The sequence below is a fragment of the Streptomyces sp. NPDC002868 genome, assembly GCF_055563295.1.
Genome location: NZ_JBVHDR010000005.1, coordinates 1 through 24,170, shown reverse-complemented (window position 1 = coordinate 24,170; position 24,170 = coordinate 1). Strand labels below are relative to the sequence as shown.

At 70.4% G+C, this 24,170-nt stretch carries 17 protein-coding genes and 1 pseudogene; 14 read left to right on the top strand and 4 right to left on the bottom strand.

Annotated elements, in window-relative coordinates; translation table 11 throughout:
* Positions 1-10 precede the first annotated feature (10 nt).
* Both ACZ3H8_RS16820 and ACZ3H8_RS16815 read left to right on the top strand, forming a co-directional pair.
* Complete coding sequence (locus ACZ3H8_RS16820; RefSeq protein WP_467403225.1) at positions 11-2,458, top strand: SpoIIE family protein phosphatase; 2,448 nt, start codon at positions 11-13, stop codon at positions 2,456-2,458.
* The gene (locus ACZ3H8_RS16815; RefSeq protein ID WP_467402353.1) at positions 2,455-4,875 is read left to right on the top strand and encodes a SpoIIE family protein phosphatase; all 2,421 of its coding nucleotides are present in this window, start codon (positions 2,455-2,457) and stop codon (positions 4,873-4,875) included. The genes ACZ3H8_RS16820 and ACZ3H8_RS16815 overlap by 4 nt, the downstream gene beginning before the upstream one ends.
* Positions 4,876-4,879: 4 nt before the next feature.
* On the opposite strand, the gene ACZ3H8_RS16810 is transcribed toward ACZ3H8_RS16815, so the two are convergent.
* Positions 4,880-5,995, bottom strand: a complete 1,116-nt coding sequence (locus ACZ3H8_RS16810; RefSeq protein WP_467402350.1) for a sulfite oxidase — start codon at positions 5,993-5,995, stop codon at positions 4,880-4,882.
* A gap of 161 nt (positions 5,996-6,156) precedes the next feature.
* Here ACZ3H8_RS16810 and ACZ3H8_RS16805 point away from each other — a divergent pair, with 161 nt between their 5' ends.
* From ACZ3H8_RS16805 to ACZ3H8_RS16785, 5 genes and pseudogenes are all read left to right on the top strand, one after another.
* Positions 6,157-6,633, top strand: a complete 477-nt coding sequence (locus tag ACZ3H8_RS16805) for an SPW repeat protein (RefSeq protein ID WP_467402348.1) — start codon at positions 6,157-6,159, stop codon at positions 6,631-6,633.
* An 89-nt stretch (positions 6,634-6,722) separates the two neighbouring features.
* Positions 6,723-6,875, top strand: a pseudogene (locus tag ACZ3H8_RS16800) (RNA polymerase subunit sigma-70); the annotation flags it as partial.
* Between the two features lie 34 nt (positions 6,876-6,909).
* Entirely contained in the window at positions 6,910-7,245 is a 336-nt protein-coding gene (locus tag ACZ3H8_RS16795; protein ID WP_467403222.1) for a dihydrofolate reductase family protein, read from the top strand.
* A 95-nt stretch (positions 7,246-7,340) separates the two neighbouring features.
* Complete coding sequence (locus tag ACZ3H8_RS16790; RefSeq protein WP_467403220.1) at positions 7,341-8,783, top strand: acyl-CoA synthetase; 1,443 nt, start codon at positions 7,341-7,343, stop codon at positions 8,781-8,783.
* The gene (locus ACZ3H8_RS16785; RefSeq protein ID WP_467402346.1) at positions 8,776-10,221 is read left to right on the top strand and encodes a carboxyl transferase domain-containing protein; all 1,446 of its coding nucleotides are present in this window, start codon (positions 8,776-8,778) and stop codon (positions 10,219-10,221) included. The genes ACZ3H8_RS16790 and ACZ3H8_RS16785 overlap by 8 nt, the downstream gene beginning before the upstream one ends.
* Here the strand turns inward: ACZ3H8_RS16785 and ACZ3H8_RS16780 are convergent.
* Positions 10,218-11,225, bottom strand: coding sequence for a LacI family DNA-binding transcriptional regulator (locus ACZ3H8_RS16780; protein WP_467403217.1), 1,008 nt, complete (start codon positions 11,223-11,225; stop codon positions 10,218-10,220). The genes ACZ3H8_RS16785 and ACZ3H8_RS16780 overlap by 4 nt on opposite strands.
* A gap of 275 nt (positions 11,226-11,500) precedes the next feature.
* On the opposite strand from ACZ3H8_RS16780, the gene ACZ3H8_RS16775 reads away from it, so the two are divergent.
* From ACZ3H8_RS16775 to ACZ3H8_RS16750, 6 genes are all read left to right on the top strand, one after another.
* Positions 11,501-12,787: an ABC transporter substrate-binding protein gene (locus ACZ3H8_RS16775; protein WP_467402344.1), complete on the top strand. Its 1,287-nt coding sequence runs from the start codon at positions 11,501-11,503 to the stop codon at positions 12,785-12,787.
* A gap of 12 nt (positions 12,788-12,799) precedes the next feature.
* On the top strand, positions 12,800-13,780 hold the full coding sequence (locus ACZ3H8_RS16770; RefSeq protein ID WP_467402343.1) for a carbohydrate ABC transporter permease: 981 nt from the start codon (positions 12,800-12,802) through the stop codon (positions 13,778-13,780).
* On the top strand, positions 13,777-14,637 hold the full coding sequence (locus ACZ3H8_RS16765; RefSeq protein ID WP_467402340.1) for a carbohydrate ABC transporter permease: 861 nt from the start codon (positions 13,777-13,779) through the stop codon (positions 14,635-14,637). Before ACZ3H8_RS16770 ends, ACZ3H8_RS16765 begins: the two co-directional genes overlap by 4 nt.
* 65 nt (positions 14,638-14,702) lie before the next feature.
* Positions 14,703-15,959: a glycoside hydrolase 5 family protein gene (locus tag ACZ3H8_RS16760; RefSeq protein ID WP_467402337.1), complete on the top strand. Its 1,257-nt coding sequence runs from the start codon at positions 14,703-14,705 to the stop codon at positions 15,957-15,959.
* Between the two features lie 209 nt (positions 15,960-16,168).
* Positions 16,169-18,190 (top strand): endo-beta-N-acetylglucosaminidase, encoded by a 2,022-nt coding sequence (locus tag ACZ3H8_RS16755; RefSeq protein WP_467402335.1) that lies wholly within the window; start codon positions 16,169-16,171, stop codon positions 18,188-18,190.
* Between the two features lie 30 nt (positions 18,191-18,220).
* Entirely contained in the window at positions 18,221-21,250 is a 3,030-nt protein-coding gene (locus ACZ3H8_RS16750; RefSeq protein WP_467402334.1) for an alpha-mannosidase, read from the top strand.
* A 127-nt stretch (positions 21,251-21,377) separates the two neighbouring features.
* Here the strand turns inward: ACZ3H8_RS16750 and ACZ3H8_RS16745 are convergent, their stop codons facing one another.
* Positions 21,378-22,157 carry a TIGR03943 family putative permease subunit gene (locus tag ACZ3H8_RS16745; protein ID WP_467402331.1) on the bottom strand — a complete coding sequence of 260 codons (780 nt, stop codon included), beginning with the start codon at positions 22,155-22,157 and terminating at the stop codon, positions 21,378-21,380.
* Positions 22,154-23,194 (bottom strand): permease, encoded by a 1,041-nt coding sequence (locus ACZ3H8_RS16740; RefSeq protein ID WP_467402329.1) that lies wholly within the window; start codon positions 23,192-23,194, stop codon positions 22,154-22,156. Before ACZ3H8_RS16740 ends, ACZ3H8_RS16745 begins: the two co-directional genes overlap by 4 nt.
* Positions 23,195-23,391: 197 nt before the next feature.
* On the opposite strand from ACZ3H8_RS16740, the gene ACZ3H8_RS16735 reads away from it, so the two are divergent.
* Complete coding sequence (locus ACZ3H8_RS16735) at positions 23,392-23,688, top strand: hypothetical protein (RefSeq protein ID WP_467402326.1); 297 nt, start codon at positions 23,392-23,394, stop codon at positions 23,686-23,688.
* Positions 23,689-24,170: the final 482 nt, after the last annotated feature.

Sequence of the window (24,170 nt, the reverse complement as noted above, 5' to 3'; positions counted from 1 at the left end):
CGAACTGGCCATGGTGCTCGCACAGGCCGCCGTCAGCGGAATCGAATCGGTCGGCGGGTACGCAGGCGGCATCTATCTGCGCTCCCGGACGCAGGGGCTGCTCCGCCTCGCCGTGCTCGCCGGGTTGCCTGCCCGGCTCTTCCGCCCCTGGTGGCGCATGCATGTGAACAGGCCGTTTCCGGTGGCCGAGGCCCACCGATCGGGCCAGGCCGTCCATCTCGCCGACGCCGAGGAAGCCATGCGCCGCTTCCCGCAGCTGATGGCGGGCATGCCGTACCCCTTCGGCTCCCTGTACGAGCCGGTCGTCAGCGGCCGCGAGAAGTACGGGGTGCTCGTGGTGCTGCGCCGGGCCACCCCCGGATACCCGGTCAGCCGGAGCGACCGCCGCCGGCTGAATGTCGCCGCAAGGCGCCTCGGCGGTGCCCTCGCGGAGCTGGGCGCTGACGGAACGCTCGTCGAGTGGGGCGGTGAACCGGTCTCCGTCCAGCTGCCCGCGGCCACCACGCCGCCGGTGCGGATCGGTCACTTCGACTGGGACCTCGACAGCGGCTCCATATCCGCCGACGAGGAACTGTGCGCGATCCTCGGCAGCGACCCCGCGGCCTTCCCCGGCACCATCGAGGCGCTTGCGGAGCGGCTGGCGCCGGAGGACGTGTACGGACTGTGGACGATCGCCCGGCAGGCGGTGGAGTCCGGCCGGGCGGTGGCGCGCAGGATGCGGCTACGAGGACCCGACGGCCGACCTCACCTGCTGGAAATCTCGGGCCGCGCGCTCCCGCCGGGCGAAGGCCTCGGCAGTCACCTGACCGGCTTCCTCGTGGACCTCGGTATCGGGCCGATCGCCGCCGAAGCCACCGACCGGCTCCCGCGATGCATCTTCTCGCTCGACCGCCTCGGGCGGATCATCCACATCAACCACAGCGCGGAGACCCTGCTCGGCCACGCCCGGTCCGAGCTGGCCGGGCGCGTCCTGTGGGAGGCACTGCCGTGGTTCGGGCACCCCGGCTACGAGGACCACTTCCGCGCCGCACTGATCTCCCACGAACCCGTCCACTTCATGGCCCAGAGTGCGTCCAAGGAGTGGATGTCCGTCTGGCTCTACCCCGGCCACGACGGAGTGACCCTCACTGTCGCCGCTGAGGACCAACCCGCGGACTCGCCAGAGTCCGTCACTCTGCCGGGCACGGGGCTCGGCTCCTCCGCCGACAGCGCCTCCGCGCTGTACCGCCCGGTCGCCCTGGCCATCGCGCTGACCGAGGCCGTCACCGCCCGTCAGGTGTCCGCCGTGGTCACGGAGGAGCTGCTGCCCGCGTTCGGCGGCCGCCAGCTGGCGATCTACCTCCTGAACGAGCGACATCTCTACCTCGCCTGGGAGACCGGTTTCCCGCAGGGCTTCCTCGACCGATTCGACGGCGTCGGGCTCGACGCCCGGCTGCCCGGCGTGGAGACCCTCACCTCCGGCCGCCCCATGTTCTTCGAGTCCATGGAACGCCTGGCCGCCGCCTACCCCGGCATACCCATGGACGCTAACGTCGGCGCCAGGGCCTTCCTGCCGCTGATCGCCTCCGGACGTCCCGTCGGCTCCTGCATCCTCGGCTTCGACCAGCCGCGCGGCTTCAGCCCCGAAGAGCGCACAGTCCTCACCGCGCTGGCCGGACTCATCGCACAGGCCCTCCAGCGCGCCCAGCGCTACGACACCGAGGCCGCCCTCGCCCGCGGCCTGCAGGCCGCCCTGCTGCCGCACCGGCTGCCCGTACTCGAACACGTCGACACCGTCGGGCGGTACCTCCCCGGCACCCAGGGCATGGAGGTCGGAGGCGACTGGTACGACGTCATCGAGACCGGCCGGGGTGTTGCCCTGGTCATCGGCGACGTACAGGGACACGGCGTCTCCGCCGCCGCCACCATGGGCCAACTGCGCAGCGCCGTACGCGCCTTCGCGCTCAACGTGCACGATCCGCAGCAGGTGATGGCCGGCACCAACCGGCTGCTCATCGACCTCGATCCCGGCCAGTTCGCCAGCTGCTGCTACATCGTCCTCGACCCGGCGACGGGCGCGACGCAGGCCGTGCGGGCCGGGCACCCGCAGCCCCTGCTGCGACACGTCGACGGTCGCACCGAGGTCCTGGACCTTCCCGGCGGCGTCGTGCTCGGCGTCGACGTCGACGCGTCGTACCCCGTCACCGAACTGCAGCTCGCGCGGGGCGAGGTCCTGGCGCTGTTCACCGACGGGCTGGTGGAGCAGCCGGGAAGCGACATCGACCTCGGCATCGACCAGCTGCGCAGCACACTCGCCGAAGCCGGCTCGTCCCCTCTCGCCGAGACGGCCGACCGCCTCATCCGCGAGGCTCGGCACGCCACCGACCGGCCCGACGACATCGCACTGCTGCTCGCCGCCCGCTGGACCGAGGCCTCGTCGGCGCACGGGGCCGGGGCCGGAGCGAGGCGAGCGCCATGAGCACGCTGAACGCAGCCGAGAATCGCGGCTTCCGCGGCCCCCTCGACGTCACGAGAGCGGCCACGGCCGTACTGGACGCCCACGGCACCGTCGTCGGCTGGAGCCCCACGGCCCAGGAGTTGCTGGGCTATCCGTCGCACGAAGTGCTCGGGCACCCGATCGGCGCCCTGGTGGTGCACCCCGCGGGCGGGCATCGCACGGCCACGGACCTCCCGGGCGCCCCGTTCTCCCGCCGACAGGTGCTGCCCATGCGGCACCGGGACGGCCGTACCCTCCGCGTGGCCACCGCAGTGCTTCCGCTGTCCCACGCGGGAGCCGGGCCCGCCCGGGTGCTGAGCCTGGCCGACGCGGACGAGACGGAACAGTGGGAGGCCCTGCAGGCGATGCTCCGCGGCCTGGCCACTCAGTCACCGGTCGGCCTGGCCATCTACGACACGCAGTTGCGGGTGGTGTGGACGAACTTCGCCCTGCTCCAGGAGATGGGCACCTCGCAGTACGCGGGCATGGGCCCGGACGACATGGTGACCCATGGCGAGGTCCTCTCTTCGCGGTATCCGGCGACGCTGGAGGAGGTCATGCGGCGGGTGCTCGTCACCGGCGAGCCCGTCATCGAACTCCACTACCGAGGCCGCCCGCCCGTCGACCCGGACCACGACCATGTCTGGTCGTGCTCCTACTACCGGCTGCAGGACGCCGGGTCCTCCTCGCTGGGCGTGTGCGAGGAGACGGTGGACATCACCGCCCGCTATCTCGCGCAGCAGCGACTGGACCTTCTCGTCCGAGCGGGCGGACAGGTGGGCACCACCTTGGACATGGCCCGCACGGCGCAGGAGCTCTCCGCTGTCATCGTTCCGCAGTTCGCCGACGCGGTCACGGTCGACCTCCTGGAGGAAGTCCTGGGCGGCGAGCAGCCCACGCCGGGCAGCGAGCCGACGAGCAGCGTGGTCCGGGTGTGGAGAGCGCCGGGACAGGAGGCGACGGGCCCGAACGAAGCCCGGCCCGCCCAGCGGATCGACTTCCCGCCGGACTCGCCCCAGGCCCGCAGCCTCTCCTCGGGGCGGTCCGTACTGGAACGCCGGCTGGTCACGCCCGGCAGTGACGGGCGAGAGCCCGGGAGCTCGCGGCTGGTCGTGCCCCTGCGTGCCGAGGGCGCCACGCTGGGAGTGGTCACCTTTGCGCGGGACAGCCACCCCGACCCGTTCGACACCGGTGAGCTGGCGGTCGCCGACGAGCTGGTCGCCCGGGCCGCCGTATGCATCGACAACGCCCGCCGCTACACCCGTGAGCACGCCGCCGCCCTCATGCTTCAGCGCAGTCTGCTACCGCAGACTCTGCCGCGGCTCACCGCCGTCGAGATGGCGTACCGCTATCTGCCCGCTGACAGCAGGGCCGGAGTCGGCGGCGACTGGTTCGATGTCATCCCCCTGTCGGGCGCGCGGGTCGGTCTGGTCGTGGGCGATGTGGTCGGCCACGGTCTGCGCGCCGCAGCCACCATGGGCCGGCTGCGCACGAGCGTACGGGTGCTTGCCCGGCTCGACCTCGCGCCGGAGGAACTCCTCGCGCGCCTGGACGACCTGATCGGCCAGACCGCCGACGAGCAGGACGCCGCGCTCACCGAGAGCGACAGCGGGACGGACCATGACGGGCTTGGGGTGACGTGCCTGTACGCCGTGTACGACCCGGTGTCCGGACTCTGCAGAATGGCGCGCGCCGGCCATATCCTCCCTGGCGTCGTCGACCCGGCAACCGGCTCGGTCAACTTCCCCGACCTGCCTGCGGGCCCGCCCCTCGGCCTCGGAGGCCTGCCCTTCGAGAGCGCGGAACTGATACTGCCGGAAGGCAGCCTTGTCGCCATGTTCACCGACGGCCTTGTCCGGGTCCGCGGCCGGGACGTCGACGCCGAATTCGACAGGCTCCGCGCCGTCCTTACCGAGCACCGGCGCCCGCTGGAGGAACTGTGCGACCACGCGGTGGGGCCGTTGCAGCCCGGTTCCGTGGACGACGACGCCGCGCTGCTGCTCGTTCGCACGCGCACGCTGGACCGCCACCAGGTGGCCGCGTGGGAGCTGGCGGCCGATCCGGAGGAGGTCGGCAGGGCACGGGCCGCGGTCGCCGAGCAGGTCGGCGAATGGGGCCTTGACGACCTGGTCTTCACCACCGAGCTGGTGGTGAGCGAGCTCGTCACCAACGCCATGCGGTACGCATCCGGCCCGATTCAGCTGCGGCTCATCCGCGAGCAGACGCTGATCTGCGAGGTCTCGGACACCGGACACACCTCACCGCATCTGCGCCACGCCGGCAGCGACGACGAAGGCGGCCGGGGTCTCTTCCTCATCGCGCAGATGACCTTGCGGTGGGGCACGCGGCACACATCCGCGGGCAAGACGATCTGGGCCGAGCAGGCGCTGCCGTCGTGAAGATCTAGGTCTCCAGACACAGTACGGGGATCCGCTGGACCAGGTTGTTGGCGAAGCCGCCGCGGTTCCATGGCTGGGTGAGGGGCTGAGTGTGGCCATCGGCGTCGGTGGCGCGGGCGCTGAGCACATGGCTGCCCGGCGTGGCGGCCCAGGAGGACTGCCAGCGCCGCCAGGCCCATCGGCGGCCGTCCGCCGGGGCGAGTTCGGCCTCGCTCCAGGAACTGGTTCCGTCGGTGCTCACCTCCACCCTCGTCACCGGGGCGTGCCCGGACCACGCCCGGCCCTCCAGTGGCACCTCACCGGCGCGTACGACACGGGCCCGGGACATGAAGTCGGGGAACCCGGGCGGGATCATCAGGGCTCGTGGCGCGATCCGGGTGACCGGCTCGCCGGGGTCGTCGGCCTGCTGCCGGTAGCGGTAGGCAACCGTCTGCTGGAAGCCGGTGAACGGGGTGTCGGTGAGGGCGATGTCGCGCAGCCACTTCACATGTGCCATGCCGTACCAGCCGGGGACGATCAGCCGCAGCGGACTGCCGTGCTGCGGCGGCAGGGGCCGCCAGTTCATCGCGTACGCCACCAGCACCTCCGGATCGTCGCCCATGGCCAGTGGCAACGGCAGACTGCGCCGGTAGTCCTGCTCGACACCGCGCTCGACGCCATGGTCGGCTCCGGTGAAGACGGCCTCGACGGCAGTCGCGTCCGCCCCGGCCTCGGCGAGCAGCGTGCGCAGCGGCACCCCGGTCCACTCGGCGGTTCCGACCGCCTCGACCAGCCAGGGCTGGCTCACCGGGCGCGGCGAGAGCCGGGCCCGGCCGTTCCCCGCGCATTCCATCGTCACGCGCTGGGTGGCTGCCGGGAACGACCGCAGCGTCGCCATGTCCAGCGTCAGCGGAGTGCGCACCCGGCCGCTGACGGTCAGCTCCCACCCATCGGCGTCGGCCGCGGGGATGTCGTAGTGGACCAGGACGTAGTGCAGTCCGGCCGGGGTGAGGTCGTAGCGCATGGCCTCCAGCGGCAGCCCGTGATTGCGGGCCGCGAGGGCCAGTTCGTCCAGGCCGATGCCCTCGTCGGGTGCGGCGACGCGCCCTGGTGCGCTGATGTCACCGATGCGTCCCTCCATGACCCCATGGTGCTCTTCTCGCCAGTTCCGGGCACCCCGCGGAGCAGCCGGAGAAACACCGGCCAAAGGTGCTTGGTCCCACCGGTTGACTGGAATGCCCGAGCAAGCGTTATATCGGAGTTAAAGGGCAGATAAAGGCTTCTGAATGGAGGCGGCCCGCAATGACCACCCATCCGAGCATCGAGCAACACCCCGATCTGGCCGAGATGCGCTCCCGGTTCGAACGGGCGACCACCACTCCCCGTGCCCAGGCGATCGAGACACTGGCCCTGCTGACCGGCCTGTACCTGGCCGCATCGCCGTGGATAGCCGGGTTCAACGGCCTCACCACGCTGGCCGTGTGCAACCTGATCACCGGCGCCGCCTATGTCCTGTGCATGGGCGGGTTCGGCTCGGCATACGAGCGGACGCACGCCATGGCCTGGTGCGCGATAGCCATCGGAGCATGGACGATCATCTCTCCGTGGGTCGTCGTCGGTAACGTCGACACGACTCGGACCATCGTCAACAACATCATCGTCGGCGTTGTGGCCCTGCTGCTCGGCCTGGCCATGGCCGCCATGGACGTCCGCGCACCCGGTCGCCTCCGAGCCCGCGCAGGCTCTCGCGGCGACGCGGGCATCGCCCCGATGCGCTGACGCGCACGCACGGAAGGCACTGATCACATCGACTCGTTCCGGATCACCGGCTGAGAGGCGGTGGGGTGCGGATTGCGCACCCCACCGTGATGATGGTCGCGACGGATGACGTGGACGTGCTCCCGGAGCCGGAACTGCTGGCAACGGCCCGCCGGGGTGACCCGGCGGCGTTCGAGGAGCTGGTCGACGACCACCGGCGCGAGCTGTACGCCCACTGCTACCGGATGCTCGGCTCGGTGCAGGACGCCGAGGACGGGTTGCACGAGTCGCTGCGCGCTGCCTGGCGGGCCTGTCCGGCTTCGAGGGCCGCAGTTCGCTGCGGACCTGGCTCTACCGCATCAGCACCAACGCCTGCCTGCGGCTTGCCGCCCGTCGCCCCGAGGCCCTGGCCGGGACATCCTCGTCTTCGGCAGCCGCACCCTCTGGAACGATCTCCTCGCCGCCGGCCTCGTCGACGAACTCCACCTGATGATCGGTTCTGTCGTCGTCGGCGGCGGGACGCCGGCCTTTGGCGCCGGACCGGTGCCCACACTCCGGCTGCTGTCCACGCACACCTGGGGCGGCACCGACAACGTGCTCGTCCGGTACGCACCCGGCGACCGGGCTTCGTAGCCGGTTTTCACCCAGCGGACGGCGTACGGAGGGATCATCGTGATGCCGGGCTTCGGACGACCGGTCAGACTCGACGACAACAAGGAGTACGACGCGTGTCCCCTCTCTTCCCTGCCCTCGCCGCCCGGTCGCCGCTGCCCGCCCTCCGGTTCGGCGACCGGTCCCTGACCCACGCCGAACTGGCCGCGGCGGCAGGCGCGCTGGCCGCCCGGATCAGCGATGCGCACAGGGTCGCGGTCTGGGCGACGCCCACCCTGGAGACGGCGGTGGGCGTCGTGGCCGCGCTGCTGGCGGGTGTGCCCGCCGTACCGCTCAACCCGAAGACGGGCGAGCGCGAGCTGGCCCACATCGTCGGGGACAGCGCGCCGTCACTCGTACTGGCGAAGCCCGGCGCCGAACTGCCTCCGGCGCTCCGCGCCTTGCAGCGTACGGACATCGAGACCACCGCAGCGCCAGCGCCGCTGCCGCCCGAGCCGTCCGCCGATGCGCCCGCTCTCATCGTCTACACCTCGGGCACCACCGGGCCGCCCAAGGGCGCCGTGCTGCCGCGCCGCGCGATCTCCTCCACCCTGGACGCCCTTGAGGACGCCTGGCAGTGGACCTCCGACGACGTCCTCGTCCACGGCCTTCCGCTCTTCCACGTCCATGGGCTGATCCTCGGCATCCTCGGCCCGCTGCGCCGCGGCGGCTCGGTGCGGCATCTGGGACGGTTCAGCACGGACGGCGTGGCGCGCGAGCTGGAGTCGGGCGCGACGATGCTGTTCGGCGTGCCGACGATGTATCACCGGATCGCCGAGGCACTTCCCGGCGATCCGCGGCTCGCGAAGGCCCTGGCCGGGGCCCGGCTGCTGGTCTCCGGCTCGGCCGCGCTGCCCGTGCACGACCACGAGCGGATCGCGGGAGCGACCGGCCGCGGGGTCATCGAGCGGTACGGCATGACCGAGACACTCATGCTGTGCTCGTCCCGGTGGACACCCCCGGACCCCCGGCCCTCTGTGCGCGCCGACGGCGAACCGCGTCCCGGCACGGTCGGCCTGCCCCTCAAGGGAGTTGAGCTCCGGCTGGTCGACGAGAGCGACGGCATCGGCGAGATCCAGGTGCGCGGGCCGAACCTCTTCACGGAGTATCTGAACCGGCCGGACGCGACCGCGGCGGCCTTCGACGGCGGCTGGTTCCGCACGGGGGACATGGCGAGCCTCGACGCCGACGGGTATGTCCGGATCGTCGGCCGCAAGGCCACCGACCTCATCAAGAGCGGCGGCTACAAGATCGGTGCGGGCGAGATCGAGAACGCCCTGCTCGACCACCCCGGCGTACGGGAGGCGGCGGTGACCGGGGAGCCGGACGCCGACCTGGGCGAGCGGATCGTCGCCTGGATCGTGCCCGCCGACCCGTCCGCGCCACCCGCGCCGAATGAGCTGTCCGAGCATGTCGCAGCTCAGCTCGCCCCGCACAAGCGCCCTCGTGACGTGCGCTTTCTCGACGCCCTGCCGCGCAACGACATGGGCAAGGTCATGAAGCGGGCCCTCCATGGCTGACCACCTCACGGCTCGTGATGCCGTCGCCCGGGTGACTTCCGCCTTCACCGAACTGCCCGTCCCCGAGGGAATGTCCGCCCCCGACGGCCCCATCGCCTGGCAGGGATACGACGAGCAGCGCGCCCGCGCCGCGAAACGCACCGGGGAGCAGGAGTCGGTCGTCTGCGGCACCGGCCTGGTCGGGGCCACCGAAGCGGTGCTGATCTCCTTCGAGTTCGGCTTCCTGGGCGGATCGCTGGGCGAGCTGACGGGCGACCGGCTGGAGGCGGCGCACATGCATGCGCGAGAGCGACGGCTGCCCGTCGTCTCGCTGATCGCTACCGGCGGCAGCCGGATGCAGGAGGGGATGCGCGCGCTGGCCCAACTCCAGCGCGTGGCACGGCAGTCCGCACTGACCCGCGCCGCCGGGCTGGCGCAGGTCGCGGTGGTGCGCGACCCGACGACGGGCGGCGGCTGGGCGACGCTGGGCGCGGGCGCGGACGTGATCCTTGCGCTGCCCGGCGCCCAGATCGGCTTCGCCGGCTCGCGCGTACGCCCGCCGGAGGCGGATCCGCGCGCGTACACCGCGGAGGCGCAATGGGCGGCGGGCCATGTCGACGCGGTGGTGCGGCAGGAGGAGCTGCCCGGGATGCTGGAACGGTGGCTGAGGCTGCTGGCCGGCGGTTCCTCGGCGCCGCTGATGGGCGGTTCCTCAACGCCGCTGCCCGCAGGGTCCGATGCCGCGGCGCGGCCGGCGGCCGCAGGCCACGCCGCCGGGCCCAGCCACTTCCTCCAACCCGCGCCGCCGCCCCGTGCCCTCGGCCGTGCCGGACTCCCCGCCACCGGCTGGGACGCAGTGCTCCAGGCCCGTTCCCCCGGCCGGCCCCGCGCCGCCGCCTATCTCGACGCGTACTTCGAGACCCGCGAGTCGATCAACGGCGACCGCTGCGGAGGTGTCGACCCCGGGATGCTCTGCGGCTTCGGCCTGTGCGAGGGCCGGACCATCGCGTACGCCGCCCAGCGCGGCACCCCCACACTCCCGGCCGGCTACCGCACCGCGGCCCGGTTGATCCGCCTCGCCGACCGGCTGTCCGTCCCGGTGCTCACCCTGATCGACACACCGGGCGCCGCCAATGACGCCGACGCGGAACGCACGGGAGCGGGCGCCGCCATCGCGGACCTGTTCGGCGCCGTGGCCACCGCCCGCGTGCCGGTCACCAGCCTGCTGATCGGCGAGGGCGGCTCCGGCGGCGCACTCGCGCTCGCCGCACCCCGCAACACCTGGGTCACGCCGGACAGTTACTTCTCCGTCATCGCTCCGGAATTGGCCGCCGCGATCCTCAAACGCGGGCCCGATGCGACTCGCGCGACGGCCGACCAACTTCGCCTGCGCCCGCAGGACCTCGTGGAACTGGGCATCGCACGTGGCATCGTGCCCCCGGCGGCCCCGGCGAGTTAGCCGTTACCCGTCGGTGCTGTGCTCTCGCGCTCGATGAGCTGGGGGAGCGGTACCTGTACGGCCCGGGCGGCGCCGCCGTCGAGCAGCGCGGTCAGCTCCTGCGCGGCGATCCGCCCGAAGGCGATCGTGTCCCGGGAGAGCGCGGTCAGCCAGGGGTGGACCATCCGGCACAGGACCGAGTCCTCCCACGAGACGATCGACACATCGCCGGGGACGGACAGGCCGAGGCCCGCCGTCACGGTCGCTCCGGCCGCGGCCATCACATCGTTGTCGTAGATGAGCGCCGTGGGCGCCGAGTCACCCGCCAGCACCCGGCGGGTGACCGCGGCGCCCTCCGTGTCGGAGTAGTCCGTGGTGACCGAGTGGACCTCGGTCAGCCCGCGCCGGCCGGCCTCGGCGCGCAGGGAGCGGATGCGCCGGTCGGTGTGGGCGAGTGAGGGCAGACCGGCGATGTGCACGATGCGCCGGTGGCCCAGGTCGTAGAGCCGGCCGACGATGGACGCCATCGCCCCGGTGTCGTCGGCGCGCACTTGAGAGAGATTGGGATGCTCGTCGGGCAGCCCGCCGATGACGACGCCGGGGAGCCCCAGTTCCGCCAGGAGCTCAGGGCGCGGGTCGTCGGTGCGGGGGTCCACCACGAGGACTCCGTCGACCCGGTGCTCGGCCCACCAGCGCCGGTAGACGGCGCATTCGGCCGACACATCGTCCACCACCTGGAAGAGCAGGCCCAGTTGACGCTCTGCCAGGACTTCCTGGATGCCCGAGATCAGCTGCAGGAAGAACGAGTCCACGCCCAGGGTGGTGGCCGGCCGCGCCACCACCAGGCCGACCGTCGCCGCGCCTTCGCCGGACAGTGCGCGGGCGGCCGTGCTCGGCCGCCAGCCCAGTTGCTCGGCGACCCGGCGGATCCGGTCGCGGGTGATCTCCGAGACGCCCGGGCGGTCGTTGAGCGCGAAGGACACGGCGCTCTCCGACACACCGGCGCGCTGGGCGATGTCCTTCATTGTCGGGCGGCGCGCCGGGGCGCGCCTGGCCGGCGAGCTGTCCTTGCCGGAGGGGGTATTCGCTGCCACCCGTGCCCCTTTTCGCTGTGTACTAATGCGCTTGAGCACCTTCACTCTAAAGCGCTTTAGCTGATCACGGCAAGTGACTGTCGGTATGCCTCTGAGCTGGACTAATGCTCATAGCCGCGCATTAGTTGACGCGAATGTCTTGACTTCCCCGGCGGTTCGCTTGCAAGGTCTGCTGGCGTAACCAGGTCCGACTGAAGGAGTCCACCGTGCGCATCCCCCGCAGGGCACTCGCCGCTGCCGTCGTCGTCGCCACCGCCCTGCCGCTCAGCGCCTGCGGCGGCGGATCCGAAGGCGGCTCGTCCGACGCCTCCGGCAAGGTCGAAGGGAAGATCACCTTCCAGACCTGGAATCTGCAGGCCAACTTCAAGGACTACTTCAACGGCCTGATCGCGGACTTCGAGAAGAAGTACCCGGGCACCGACGTGAAGTGGGTCGACCGGCCGGCCGAGGGCTACGCCGACAAGATCAGCGCCGATGCCGCGGGCGGCACCCTGCCCGACGTGGTCAACGTCTCCCCGGACCTGGTGGCGCCGCTCGCCAAGGCCGGACTCGCGCTCGACCTCGACAGAGCGGCGGCGCAGCACAAGAAGGAGTATCTGCCAGGTGCATGGGCGAGCCATCAGATACCGGGCATGGAGGGCACATACGCCTTCCCCTGGTACCTCAACACCGGCCCGCTCTTCTACAACAAGCGGCTCTTCAAGGAGGCCGGGCTCAACGCGGAGAAGCCTCCGGCGACGTACGACGAAGTCTTCGACTCTGGGCTGAAGCTCGCCGAGAAGAGCAAGGGCAAGATCGCGACCCTGGCGAACGTGCCCACCATCGAGGACTTCGGCCGCTACGGCGTCCAGCTGACGAACAAGGAAGGCACCGGCTTCGCCTTCAACGATGCCAAGGGCGTCGAACTCCTCACCCGCTACAAGGAGTTGTACGACGCCAAGGCGCTCGACGGGCAGGCGCTGACCGCGACCCCCGAGTCCGCCGGCAAGAAGTTCCTCACCGAGGCCGTCGCGATGAACCCGGGCAGCGCGCTGGACCTCGGCAACTTCAAGAAGCAGGCGCCTAGCCTCTACAAGAACATCGGCATCACGGACCAGATCAGCAGCACCGGCAAGGCCAATATGTATGTCATGGGCGTGATGGTGAACTCCCGGTCCCAGCAGAAGCCCGCCGCCGTCGCCTTCGCCCACTTCGTGACCGACGCGACCCGCCAGATGGAGTTCGCGAAGAAGGTCGCCATCTTCCCGAGCACCGCGGGCTCCCTCGACGATCCGTACTTCACCAAGGAGGACGGAACTGACGAGACGCGTGTCCGTATCGCCGCCGCCAAGTCGCTGAAGACCGCGGTCAATTACACGCCTGTGCTGTTCAGCGACCAGATGAAGACCGAGCTGCGCAATGAGGTGGCCAAGGCGTTGCAGGGCAAGGAGAGCCCCAAGGAAGCGCTTGACAACGCTGTCAAGGCCTGTGACCGGCTGCTGCAGCAGAGCTGAGCCGAGTCCGCGATGAAGACCCCCACGACGTCCACCGTCTCCACGGCGATCTCGTCGGACCTCACCACGGCGGGCCCGGCGGCCTCGAGCCCCGGCTCCGACGGTCGCCGGCCCGCCCGTGGGATCAGGCGCCATCTGCCGTCCAGCCCCTGGCTGTTCGCCGCGCCCGGCATCCTGATCGTCGGCGCCTTCAGTCTGTATCCGTTCTTCAGCACCTTGGTCAACGCTTTCACGGACCGGCGGACCCTGGTCCCCGGTGAGTACGTGGGCTTCGCCAACTTCGAGGAACTGATCCACGACGAAATGTTCTGGATCGGGCTGCGCAACAGCACCCTGTACGTCCTCGGTGTCGTCCCCGCCCTGGTGATCCTGCCGCTGCTGCTCGCGCTGCTCGTCCAGCGCCACATCCCCGGCATCACCTTCTTCCGCTCGGCCTTCTACACCCCGGTCGTGGCCTCCATCGTCGTGGTCGGCCTGATCTGGGTGTGGATGCTCGACGACCGAGGGCTGATCAACTCGCTGCTGGACGCGGTGGGTGCCGGCAAAGTCGGTTTCCTCAGCGACCAGTGGCTGCTGCTGTGCAGCGCGATGGCGGTCACGGTCTGGAAGGGCCTCGGCTACTACATGATCATTTATCTGGCCGCGCTGGCCAATGTCCCGCGCGAGCTGCACGAGGCCGCCGCGGTCGACGGAGCCGGCCCCGTACGCCGCTTCTTCACCGTCACCGTCCCCGCCGTCCGCTCCACCATGGTCCTCGTCGGGGCGCTCTCCTCGGTAGCCGCCTTCAAAGTGTTCTCCGAGGTCTACCTGATGGCGGGACCCAGCGGCGGTCCCGCGGGCCAGGACACCACGCTCGTGATGCTCGTCCAGCGCGTCGGCACCGGACTGACCGGCCGCGTCGGATACGCCTCCGCCATCTCCGTCGTCGTCTTCGTCGTCACCGTCGCGCTGATGCTGCTGGTGCTCCGCGCCGACCGCAAGGAGGACGCGTGAAGACCGTCACGATCAACGACGGCCACGGCAGGCGCATCCCCGGCTGGCAGCTCGTACTGCGATACGTAGTCCTGCTCGCCGTTCTGGCGCTGACCGTCGGGCCCTTCCTGTGGCAGCTGTCCACCTCGCTCAAGGGCCCGCACGAGGACATCTTCAGCTCCCCGCCGAAGTTCCTGCCGGGCGATCCGACACTCGGCAATTACACACGCGTCGCCGACACCATCCCGGTCTGGGACTACGCGCTGAACTCCCTCAAGGTCGCCTCCGCCAATGTGCTGACCAATTGCGTCGGCGCCTCGCTGGCCGGCTACGCCCTGGCCCGGATGCGCTACCGCGGCCGCCGGGCCGCCACCCTGGCGTTCATCCTCGCGATGCTCGTACCCGTGGAGGGCATCATCATCGCCCAGTTCACGACCATGCGGGACCTCGGCCTGAACAACACTCTGATCGCCGTGCTGCTGCCCGGCTGCATCGCCGCGATGAACGTGCTGCTGATGCGCAACGCCTTCCTCAACCTCCCCTACGAGGTGGAGGAGGCGGCCTTCGTCGACGGCGCCAATGCCTGGCAGCGGTTCGTCAGGATCGCCCTGCCCTCGGTCAGGGGCACCCTCGCCGTGGTCGCGATCTTCGCCTTCATGGGCGCCTGGGACGACTTCCTGTGGCCCCTGATCGTGCTGAGCGACCCGGAGAGCTTCACCCTGACCATCGGCCTCAACTATCTGCACGGCACCTTCGCCAACGACGAACGCCTCGTCGCCGCCGGCACGATCATCGCCGTACTCCCACTGATCATCCTCTTCGCCTGCCTGCAGCGCTTCTTCTTCCGCGGCGTCGGCGAGGGCGCGGTCAAGGGCTGACCCGGCCCGCACCCCACCGACCCCTCGCACCGCACCGCTCCAGAGAACCAGGACACCCCTTCCGTATGAGCTCTCCCGGTCCGCGCTTCGGCGCCAACTACACGCCCAGCCAGGGCTGGTTCCACCACTGGCTGGACTTCGAAATCGACGCCGTACGCGCCGACCTGGACTCGATCGCCGGCCTCGGCCTCGACCACATCCGGGTTTTCCCGCTCTGGCCGCTTTTCCAGCCCAACCGCACCCTGATCCGCCCGCGCGCCGTCGAACAGCTCGTGCAGCTCGCCGACGCGGCAGCCGAGCGCGGCCTCGACGTCAATGTGGACGGTCTGCAAGGGCACTTGTCGAGCTTCGACTTTCTGCCGGCCTGGACGCGGACCTGGCACCGGCGCAATATCTTCACCGACCCGGATGTCGTCGAGGGGCAGGTGGAGTATCTGCGTACGCTCGCGGCCGCTCTCGCCGACCGGCCGAACTTCATCGGAATGACCATCGGCAATGAGGTCAACCAGTTCGCGAGCGGCCCCCACCCCGACCCGGACCGCATCACCCCTGAGCAGGCGGGCAGTTGGCTGCGGCGGCTGCTCGACGTCTGCGAGGAGGGTGCACCCGGCAGGCTCCATCTGCACGCCGAGTACGACGCCGCCTGGTACCAGGACGACCAGCCTTTCACCCCCGCGCACGCGGCACGCATCGGCGCGGCAACCGCGGTGCACTCCTGGGTTTTCAACGGCACCGCCCAGCTCCACGGGCGTACCGCAACGGCGACCGAGCACCACGCCGCCTACCTCATCGAACTGTCGAAGGCCTGGGCGCTCGATCCGCACCGGCCGGTGTGGCTGCAGGAGGTCGGCGCGCCCGCGCCGCTCGTCCCGGCCGAGCACGCCGCCGCCTTCACCGAGGCGACCGTGGCGAACGCGCTGGACTGCCAGGACGTCTGGGGCGTGACCTGGTGGTGCTCCCACGACGTGTCGCGCTCGCTCGCCGACTTCCCCGAACTCGAGTACAGCCTCGGCCTGTTGACCAACGACCGGCAGGTGAAACCGGCCGGCCGCTCGATCGCGCGCATCGTCGGGCAATGGCGCGGGAAGGAACACCGTCCCGAGCCCCGCACCATTGCCCTCGTCGTCGACACCGGCGACGACGAGACGGCGCCACAGCGATCCACCTGTGCCCCCGGCGGCGAGTTCTTCGAGGCCTTCGCCCGGCTTACGGCGGTGGGCGTCCGGCCCACCGCCGTCCTCGCGAGCCGTGCCGAGGACAAGGAGCATCTCGCTGCACGAGGCATCACCGAAGTAGTCACCCCGGACCAGGTCGGCGCATGAGCTTTCCCCACCCCGCCCCTTCCCGAACCGGGGGCAGGCCCCCAGACCCCGTACGCCCTTCGGGCGTTGTCCTCAATCACCGGACGGGCTTGAATTTCCGCCCGTCCGGCGGACGTTCAAGCCCCGTGGGGATCCCCCCCGGACGAAGTCCGGGGGAGATTGAGGCGCGGGGTCTGGGGCGGAGCCCCGGTCAAGAAACGGAGCACACCATGACCCCCCACCTCAGCCGACGCGCCTTCCTCACCGCATCCGCGGCGGCAGCCGTGACTTCGGCCCTCCTGCAGGGCACCGCGTCTGCCGCGACAAAGGCGGCCACCGGCGCGCCGTACGCCTCCTACTGGTACCCCGACTCGTTCCCCTCCGGCACGCCGGGACCGGGCATCACCTGGCGCAGCCTCAAGGCCTGGCGCGCCGAGGACGACACGGACCTTGCGTGCAACAGGTCGGCCGTGCCGCTCGCCAAGCGGTTCACGCCGACGCCGGTCAACGCCACCGCCCGCAGCGGGCAGGCCCGCATCCAGTCCCTCGTCTCCTTTGGGCCCACCTCCAGCAACCCCTCCCAGGGCGCGGCCACCGCCGACTACTACGCCCTGACCCACTGGTCGTACCTCGATGAGCTGGTCTTCTGGGGCGGTTCGGCGGGGGAGGGACTGATCCTCGCCCCCAACGCGCCGATCGTGGACGCCGCGCACCGCCACGGTGTGCCCGTCCTCGGCAGCGTCTTCCTGCCGCCCGTCGCCTATGGCGGCGATCTGCGCTGGACCCGCGATCTGGTCCAGAAGGACTCCTTCGGCAGATTCCCGCTTGCCGAACGGCTCGCCGCGCTCGCTTCGGCATACGGCTTCGACGGCTGGTTCATCAACGCGGAGACCGGGGGCGGCAACAGCGCGCTCGCGGCCGACATGGTCGGCTTCGTGAAGGAGCTGAGGTCTCTGGGCACGCCGAAGGGGCTGCGCGTCTGCTGGTACGACTCGATGACCGTGAACGGCTCGGTGAGCTGGCAGGGCGCGCTGAACGACCGTAACAAGGCGTTCTTCCAGGCCGCCGACTCCATGTTCATCGACTTCCGCTGGTCGCGGTCCAGCCTGGCCTCGTCGGGGCGGGCCGCTCAGCAACTCGGCCGCAGCCGCTACGAGTTGTGGGCAGGCGTCGACGTCGAGGCGAACGGCTGGAACAGGTCGGTGGACTGGGACGCCATCATCCCCGAGAACACCGCTGACATCGTTTCGCTGGGCTTCTACCGGCCCGAATGGACCCGCAACCACCTGCCCGCGGGCCGCACACCGGGCCAGTTCCACGCCGCCGATGACCGGTTCTGGAGCGGGCAGTCGCTCGACCCGGCGCGGCCCACCCCGGGCGACACCTGGCGGGCTCCGGCACTCGCCGTCGCCGACCGCTCGACTGTGGACACCGTGCCGTTCGCGACCGTGTTCAACACCGGCCACGGGCTGCGCTGGTACGAGGGCGGCAAGGTGACGTCGGACGCGCAGTGGAACCATCTCGGCGTCCAGGACCGGATGCCGTCACGCCGTTGGGTCGTACGCACCCAAGGCCAACGCCCGTCGGTCGCCTTCGACTTCACCGATGCGTGGCACGGCGGCAGCAGTATCCTCGTCGACGGCTCGATCGACGCGCCCACCACACTGGACCTGTACGCGAGCCGGCTGCCGCTCACTGCGGACACGGTCGTCGAGCTCACTCACCGCGCCGACTCAGGCCGGGTCACCGTGGAACTGGCCGTCGCCGTGGCCGAGCCCTCGGGGCCCGGTGTGCCCCCGCCGTACAGCTATCTCCCCGTGGGCACTGTGGGACCGGGCAGTGGCTGGACCACCTCGACCGTGCGGCTGACCGGCCTGTCCGGGACCATCCGCGCGCTCGGCCTCCGGCTCACCGCGAGCAGCGGACCCGTGCGGTGGCGGCTCGGCGCCCTGGCCGTCCGCGACAAGACCGCACAGAGCCCCGCCGCCCCGGCCGAGCTGCGGATCACCGCCGCCACGGGCGGCGACCTGCGGTTCACCTGGCAGGGCGCACCCGGGGCCGTACGGCATTACACACTGCACCGGCTCCTGCCGAACGGGACACGGCGCTTCCTCGGCGCAACCTGCCAGCGCGCCTACTTCGTTCCCGGCCTCACCCCCGAACAGGGTGAGCCGTCGGTGCGGTTCGAAGTGCGCGCAGTCGGGGAGCTCTACACCGCATCCACCCCCGCGACCGCCGTCCACCCCTGGTAACCACCACCGAAACCCACGGAGCAGCCCCACATGCATGACGACCGCAGCCTCGTCGAAGCCCGCCTGAGGCGCGTCCTCGACGAGCGCATCCGCCCTGCCGTGTACCCCGAATCCGTACCGCTGGAGGTGGCCGTCTGGAACGCGCCGGGCGAGCCCGTCCCGGTCGCCGAAGGCCTCGCTGCCTCGCCCGGGCCGATCGTGGTCGGCGACATGTGGGGCGCTCCGTGGGGCACCAGCTGGTTCCGGGTCACCGGGTACGTACCGGCAAAGTGGGCCGGGAAGACGGTGGAAGCCATCCTCGACCTCGGCTTCGACGAGAACATGCCCGGCTTCCAGTGCGAGGGCCTCGTCTACCGCCCCGACGGCTCCCCGGTGAAGGGGCTCAACCCGCGCAATCAGTGGGTGCGCATCGGCGCGCCCGTCGAGGGCGGCGAGGAGGTGCGGCTGCACATCGAGGCGGCTTCGAACCCGGTGATCCTCGACTACCACCCCTTCCTGCCGACACAATTCGGCGACAAGGAGACCGCGGGCACGGACCCGCAGTACCGGCTGACCCGCATGGATCTCGCCGTCTTCGACGAGACGGTGTGGCAGCTCGTGCTCGACCTGGAGGTGCTGGGCGAGCTGATGCATGAGCTGCCTGTGGACGGCGCCCGCCGCTGGGACATCCTGCGCGCCGTCGGAAATGCGCTCGACGCGATCGATCTGCAGGATGTGAACGGCACTGCTGCCGCCGCCCGCGAGCAGCTCGCCGGCGTCCTGGCGACCCCCGCCGCGCCGACCGCGCACCGCATCAGCGCGGTGGGCCACGCCCACATCGACTCCGCCTGGCTGTGGCCGCTGCGCGAGACGGTGCGCAAAGTCGCCCGTACGACGTCCAACATGACCGCCCTGCTGGAGGACGAGCCGGACTTCATCTACACCATGTCGCAGGCGCAGCAGTTCGCCTGGATCAAGGAGCACCGGCCCGAGGTCTATGCGAAGGTCAAGAAGGCGGTGGCGGAAGGGCGGTTCGTGCCCGCCGGCGGCATGTGGGTCGAGTCCGACACCAATATGCCGGGCTCGGAGGCGATGGCCCGGCAGTTCGTGCACGGCAAGCGTTTCTTCCTGGACGAGTTCGGCATCGAGAACGACGAGGCATGGCTGCCGGACACCTTCGGGTTCGCCGCCGGGCTGCCGCAGATCATCAAGGCCGCGGGCTCCAAGTGGCTGCTCACACAGAAGATCTCCTGGAGCCGGACCAACTCGTTCCCGCACCACACCTTCCAGTGGGAAGGCATCGACGGCACCCGCATCTTCACCCACTTCCCGCCCGTCGACACCTACAACTGCTCGATGAAGGGGAGCGAGATCGCCCACGCGGCGAAGAACTTCAAGGACAAGGGCGTCGCCAAGCACTCCCTCGCCCCCACCGGCTGGGGCGACGGGGGCGGCGGCACCACCCGCGAGATGGTCGCCAAGGCTGCCCGGCTGCGCAGCCTCGACGGATCGGCGACCGTCGAATGGGAGAAGCCCGCCGACTTCTTCACCAAGGCAGCGGCGGAGTACGCGAACCCGCCGGTCTGGGTCGGCGAACTCTACCTGGAGCTGCACCGCGCGACCCTCACCAGCCAGGCGAAGACCAAACAGGGCAACCGCAGGAGCGAGTCCCTGCTGCGTGAGGCCGAGCTGTGGGCCGCGACCGCTGCCGTACGGGCCGGGTTCCCTTACCCCTACGAGCAGTTGGACCGGATCTGGAAGACGGTGCTGCTGCACCAGTTCCACGACATCCTGCCCGGCTCGTCCATCGCCTGGGTGCACCGGGAGGCGGCGAAGACGTACGCTGCCGTCGCCGACGAGCTGACCGGCATCATCGACGCCGCGCAGCGTGCTCTCGCGGGTGATGCGGCGGCCGGCACTCAGCTGGTCTTCAACGCCGCGCCGCACGAGCGGCACGGCGTCGCGGCGGGCGGCGCCGCGGTTGCCACCGTCGGCGGCACGGCCCAGCTGTCGCCGCGGGAGGGCGGCGGTTTCGTCCTCGACAACGGCCTCCTCCAGGTCGAGATCGACGCACGTGGCCTGGTGGTTTCCGCGTACGACATTGGCGCGGAGCGCGAGACGGTCGCCCCCGGGCAGGCGGCGAACCTGCTGCAGATCCACCCCGACTTGCCGAACATGTGGGACGCATGGGACGTGGATGAGTTCTACCGGAACACCGTCACCGATCTGACCGGTGCCGACGAGGTCACCGCGGTCGGAGGCTCGGCCTCCGTGCGCGTCGTCCGCAGTTTCGGCGACTCGAAGGTCACCCAGCTGCTGACCCTGGACGCCGGCGCCAAGCGTCTCGACATCGACACCGAGGTCGACTGGCACGAGACCGAGAAGTTCCTCAAAGCGGCCTTCCCGTTCGACATCCACGCCGAGCGGTACGCGTCGGAGACCCAGTTCGGCCACTTCCACCGGTCCACGCACACCAACACCAGCTGGGAGGCCGCCAAGTTCGAGGCATGCAACCACCGCTTCGTACACATGGAGGAGCCCGGCTGGGGCGTGGCGCTGGTCAATGACTCGACGTACGGCCATGACGTCACCCGTACCGTCCGGGCATCGGACTCCGGTACGACGACCACGCTCCGCGTCTCGCTGCTGCGGGCCCCGCGCTTCCCCGACCCGGAGACCGACCAGGGCGTGCACCGATTCCGCCATGCCCTGGTGCCGGGCGCGGTGATCGGTGACGCGGTCCGTGAGGGCTTCCGGATCAATGTGCCGGAGCGCCGGGTTGCCGGTGACGCCGTGGTGGCGCCGCTGGTGGCGGTCGACAACGACGCGGTTGTCGTCAGCGTGGTGAAGCTTGCGGACGATGCGAGCGGCGATGTCGTCGTACGCCTCTACGAGTCGGAGGGCGGCCGGGCACGGGCCCTGCTGAGCATCGGCTTCGAGATTGCTGACGTCACCGCGACCGACCTGCTGGAGAGGCCGCTCGCCGACGTACCGGAGCCGGAACTGGCGGGCGGCGCGGTGAAGTTGACGCTGCGCCCCTTCGAGCTTGTGACGCTGCGCCTGGCGCGCGCCGGGTCATGACCCCTGATCCCCGTTGCCCCCGGCCCCCGGCCCCCGGGGGCCGGGGGCAACGGGGATCAACAGCCGTCAGGCGGGTGCCAGGGGCGTTCGACGCCACGTCATCCAGTGGCTCAGGCGGGCGACGCCGTCAGTGCGGCGGGGCCGTGCCGGAAGCCGGGGCCCGGTCCAGATAAGGGTTGGGAGGCTGCGGGATCCGCTGAAGGGAGGTCACGTCGAGGGCGAGGCCCGCGGAGGCCGTGCCCAGCGTGCCGGCCGGGTGCCAGGTGCCGGTCACCTTCACCCAGGCGTCGGCAGGAGGCGCCTTCACGCCGTACATGGTGACCGTCAGGGACTGGGAGTCCGCGGCACAACAGGCCACCAGCAGCCGGGTCAGATCCCATGTGCCGTTCTTGGCGGGTGTGACGAACCCTGCCAGAAGTACGCTGCGCCCCTTGAGGCTCTGCCTGTCGTCCTGCTGCGCCCGGGCGATGAACTCCGTCAGCGAGAGCGGCGCCGGACCGCGCGACGGCAGGGGTTCGAAGCGTGAATAGTCCTCGACGGCCTTGGCGTTGTCGCGCGCGGCGGTGTACGAGCCCAGTGCCGGCGGTGCGAAGAACAGCAGGGCGAGCGTGGGCAGGAGCAACAGCCAGGCGATGCGCGGACCGTGGCTGTGATCGTGCCCGTGCCCGTCATGCACGAGCGTGGCTTCGCCGAGGTGCGCGTCGACCGGGCGGCGCCTCTCGGTGAAGGGGAATCCGTCGCGTACTGCACCGGTCAGGCCGAGACTCACCAGTGCGATGCCGGAGACGATGAGGAAGGGCTGCAGGCCTTCCTTGACGTAGCGCAGACAGATGTCGCTGAACAGGGAGACGCGCAGCACCCCGGCCCCCGTGAGCAGGAGCAGCGCTGCCTGGGCGGTCCGCTTCACAGCAGCCACCACCCGGTGAGTGCGCTGCACACGACTGCCGTCACCGCCGTGGCCGTTGAGAACCGTACGGCGAAGGCCCGGCCGAAAGTTCCCGCCTGCAGAGCGATCAACTTGAGGTCGACCATGGGGCCCACCACCATGAACGCCAGTCGGGCGGTGGGGGAGAAGCCGGTCAGTGAGGCGGCGACGAAGGCGTCCGCCTCCGAGCAGACGGCCAGGACGACGGCCAGGCCGGCGAGGAAGAGCACGGACAGCCAGGCCGACCCGGAGAAGGTCTCCAGTACCGAGCGCGGCACGGTGACGTTGAATGTCGCAGCCGCCATGGCGCCGAGCACCAGGAACCCGCCGGCGTGCATGAAGTCATGCTGGAAGCCCAGCCGGAACTCCTCCCATCGGCTGTGCCCGTCCGTGTGGCCGGTATGCCGGGCCGGCATCCGCAGCCAGTCCGAGCGCCCGAGCTTCAGCCACAGCCAGCCCATGGCGGCGGACGTGGCCAACGAGGCGATCAGCCGGGCGGCGACCATCTCCGGACTGCCGGGGAACGCCACGGCCGTGGAGGCCAGCACGATCGGATTGACGGCGGGCGCTGAGAGGAGGAAAGCGAAGGCGGCAGCCGGTGTGACACCGCGTCGGATCAGGCTCCCCGCGACCGGCACCGACGCGCATTCGCAGCCGGGCAGCACGACGCCGGCCGCGCTCGCCACCGGTACCGCGAGCGCAGGGTTGCGCGGCAGCATCCGACTGAACGCTTGAGCCGGTACGAACGCGTTGACGGCGCCGGAGATCACAGTGCCCAGCAAGAGGAACGGCAGAGCCTGCACGGCGATGGCCACGCAGATCGTCTGCCACGCCCGGAAGCCGGGGTGCGTCAGCCACTGGTCGGCGCCGAACAGTCGGCCGAACGCGACAAGAAGAAGCAGGCAGAGCGCGCCGACGACGACAGCAGAGGGTCCAAGGCGGTGATGTGCGCGGTGGCGGATCGGGGCAATGATCAGTTCGCTCTGCGGCCGGTCCGTCAGTTCCTTCGTATTGTGCATGTCTGCTCCGGTTACGTGACAGAGCATCACGATAAGTAGTAAATCGTTCGAGGCTGAGCACGTTGAGACGCGAACATACGACCGGGTGATCCCTGGCGTGTTAGCCGCCGCGGTACGCCTCGCTGGAGAGGAGAATTGAGCCAGTGGCGCAAAACGTACGAGCGCTGCTGTGCTCCGAAAGGCAACCGGGGAATCTCATGACTACTGCACACGCCCCCCATCCCAACCACGTGCACCAGCACAATGAGGGATGCGGCCATGTCGCGTTCCCGCACGGGGACCATGTGGACTACGCCCACGACGGACACCTCCACCGGGTCCACGACGACCATGTGGACGAGTGCGAGGCCGGCGGGCACACCACTCACGGCGACCACACGCACCAGCACGGCGAGGGATGTGGACACGTGGCTGTGCCCCATGGGGACCACATCGACTATGTGCACGACGGTCACAGGCATGCCGACCACGAAGGGCACTGGGACGACCACTGAAAGAGCGCTCGATGCGGGTGGCCCCTGACACCTCAGGGGCCACCCGCACGTGCGTGCGCGGTGCGCGCGGGAGTGGGATCGGGCTCCGTCGGATGCGTGCGCGTGAAGCACACCTCTCGGACGCTGCCGGGGCAAGTATCGCTCACGCGGGCGAATGGTGCCGGATGGGACGCAAGAGCCTGAGGTGAGACATAGCATGTCTTCCAACGACGTGGTCTCCCTGTCCTGGCCCTATGCCCGGAGACGGTCGCCGAGGCGAATGCGCAGTCCTCGTGGGCCGTGGCCTGTCGGCGGCGAGAAGGACCACACCGTGCTGTGGGCGATCGGCCAGCGCCTCGTGCAAGAAGCAGCAGCGCAACGCTCCGTCTGACCGAACCCGACCGGATTGCAGCCGAGAGGAACAGGACTCATGGGCAGCTTCACCACCACCGACGGCACCGACATCCACTACAAGGACTGGGGCAGCGGACAACCCGTCATCT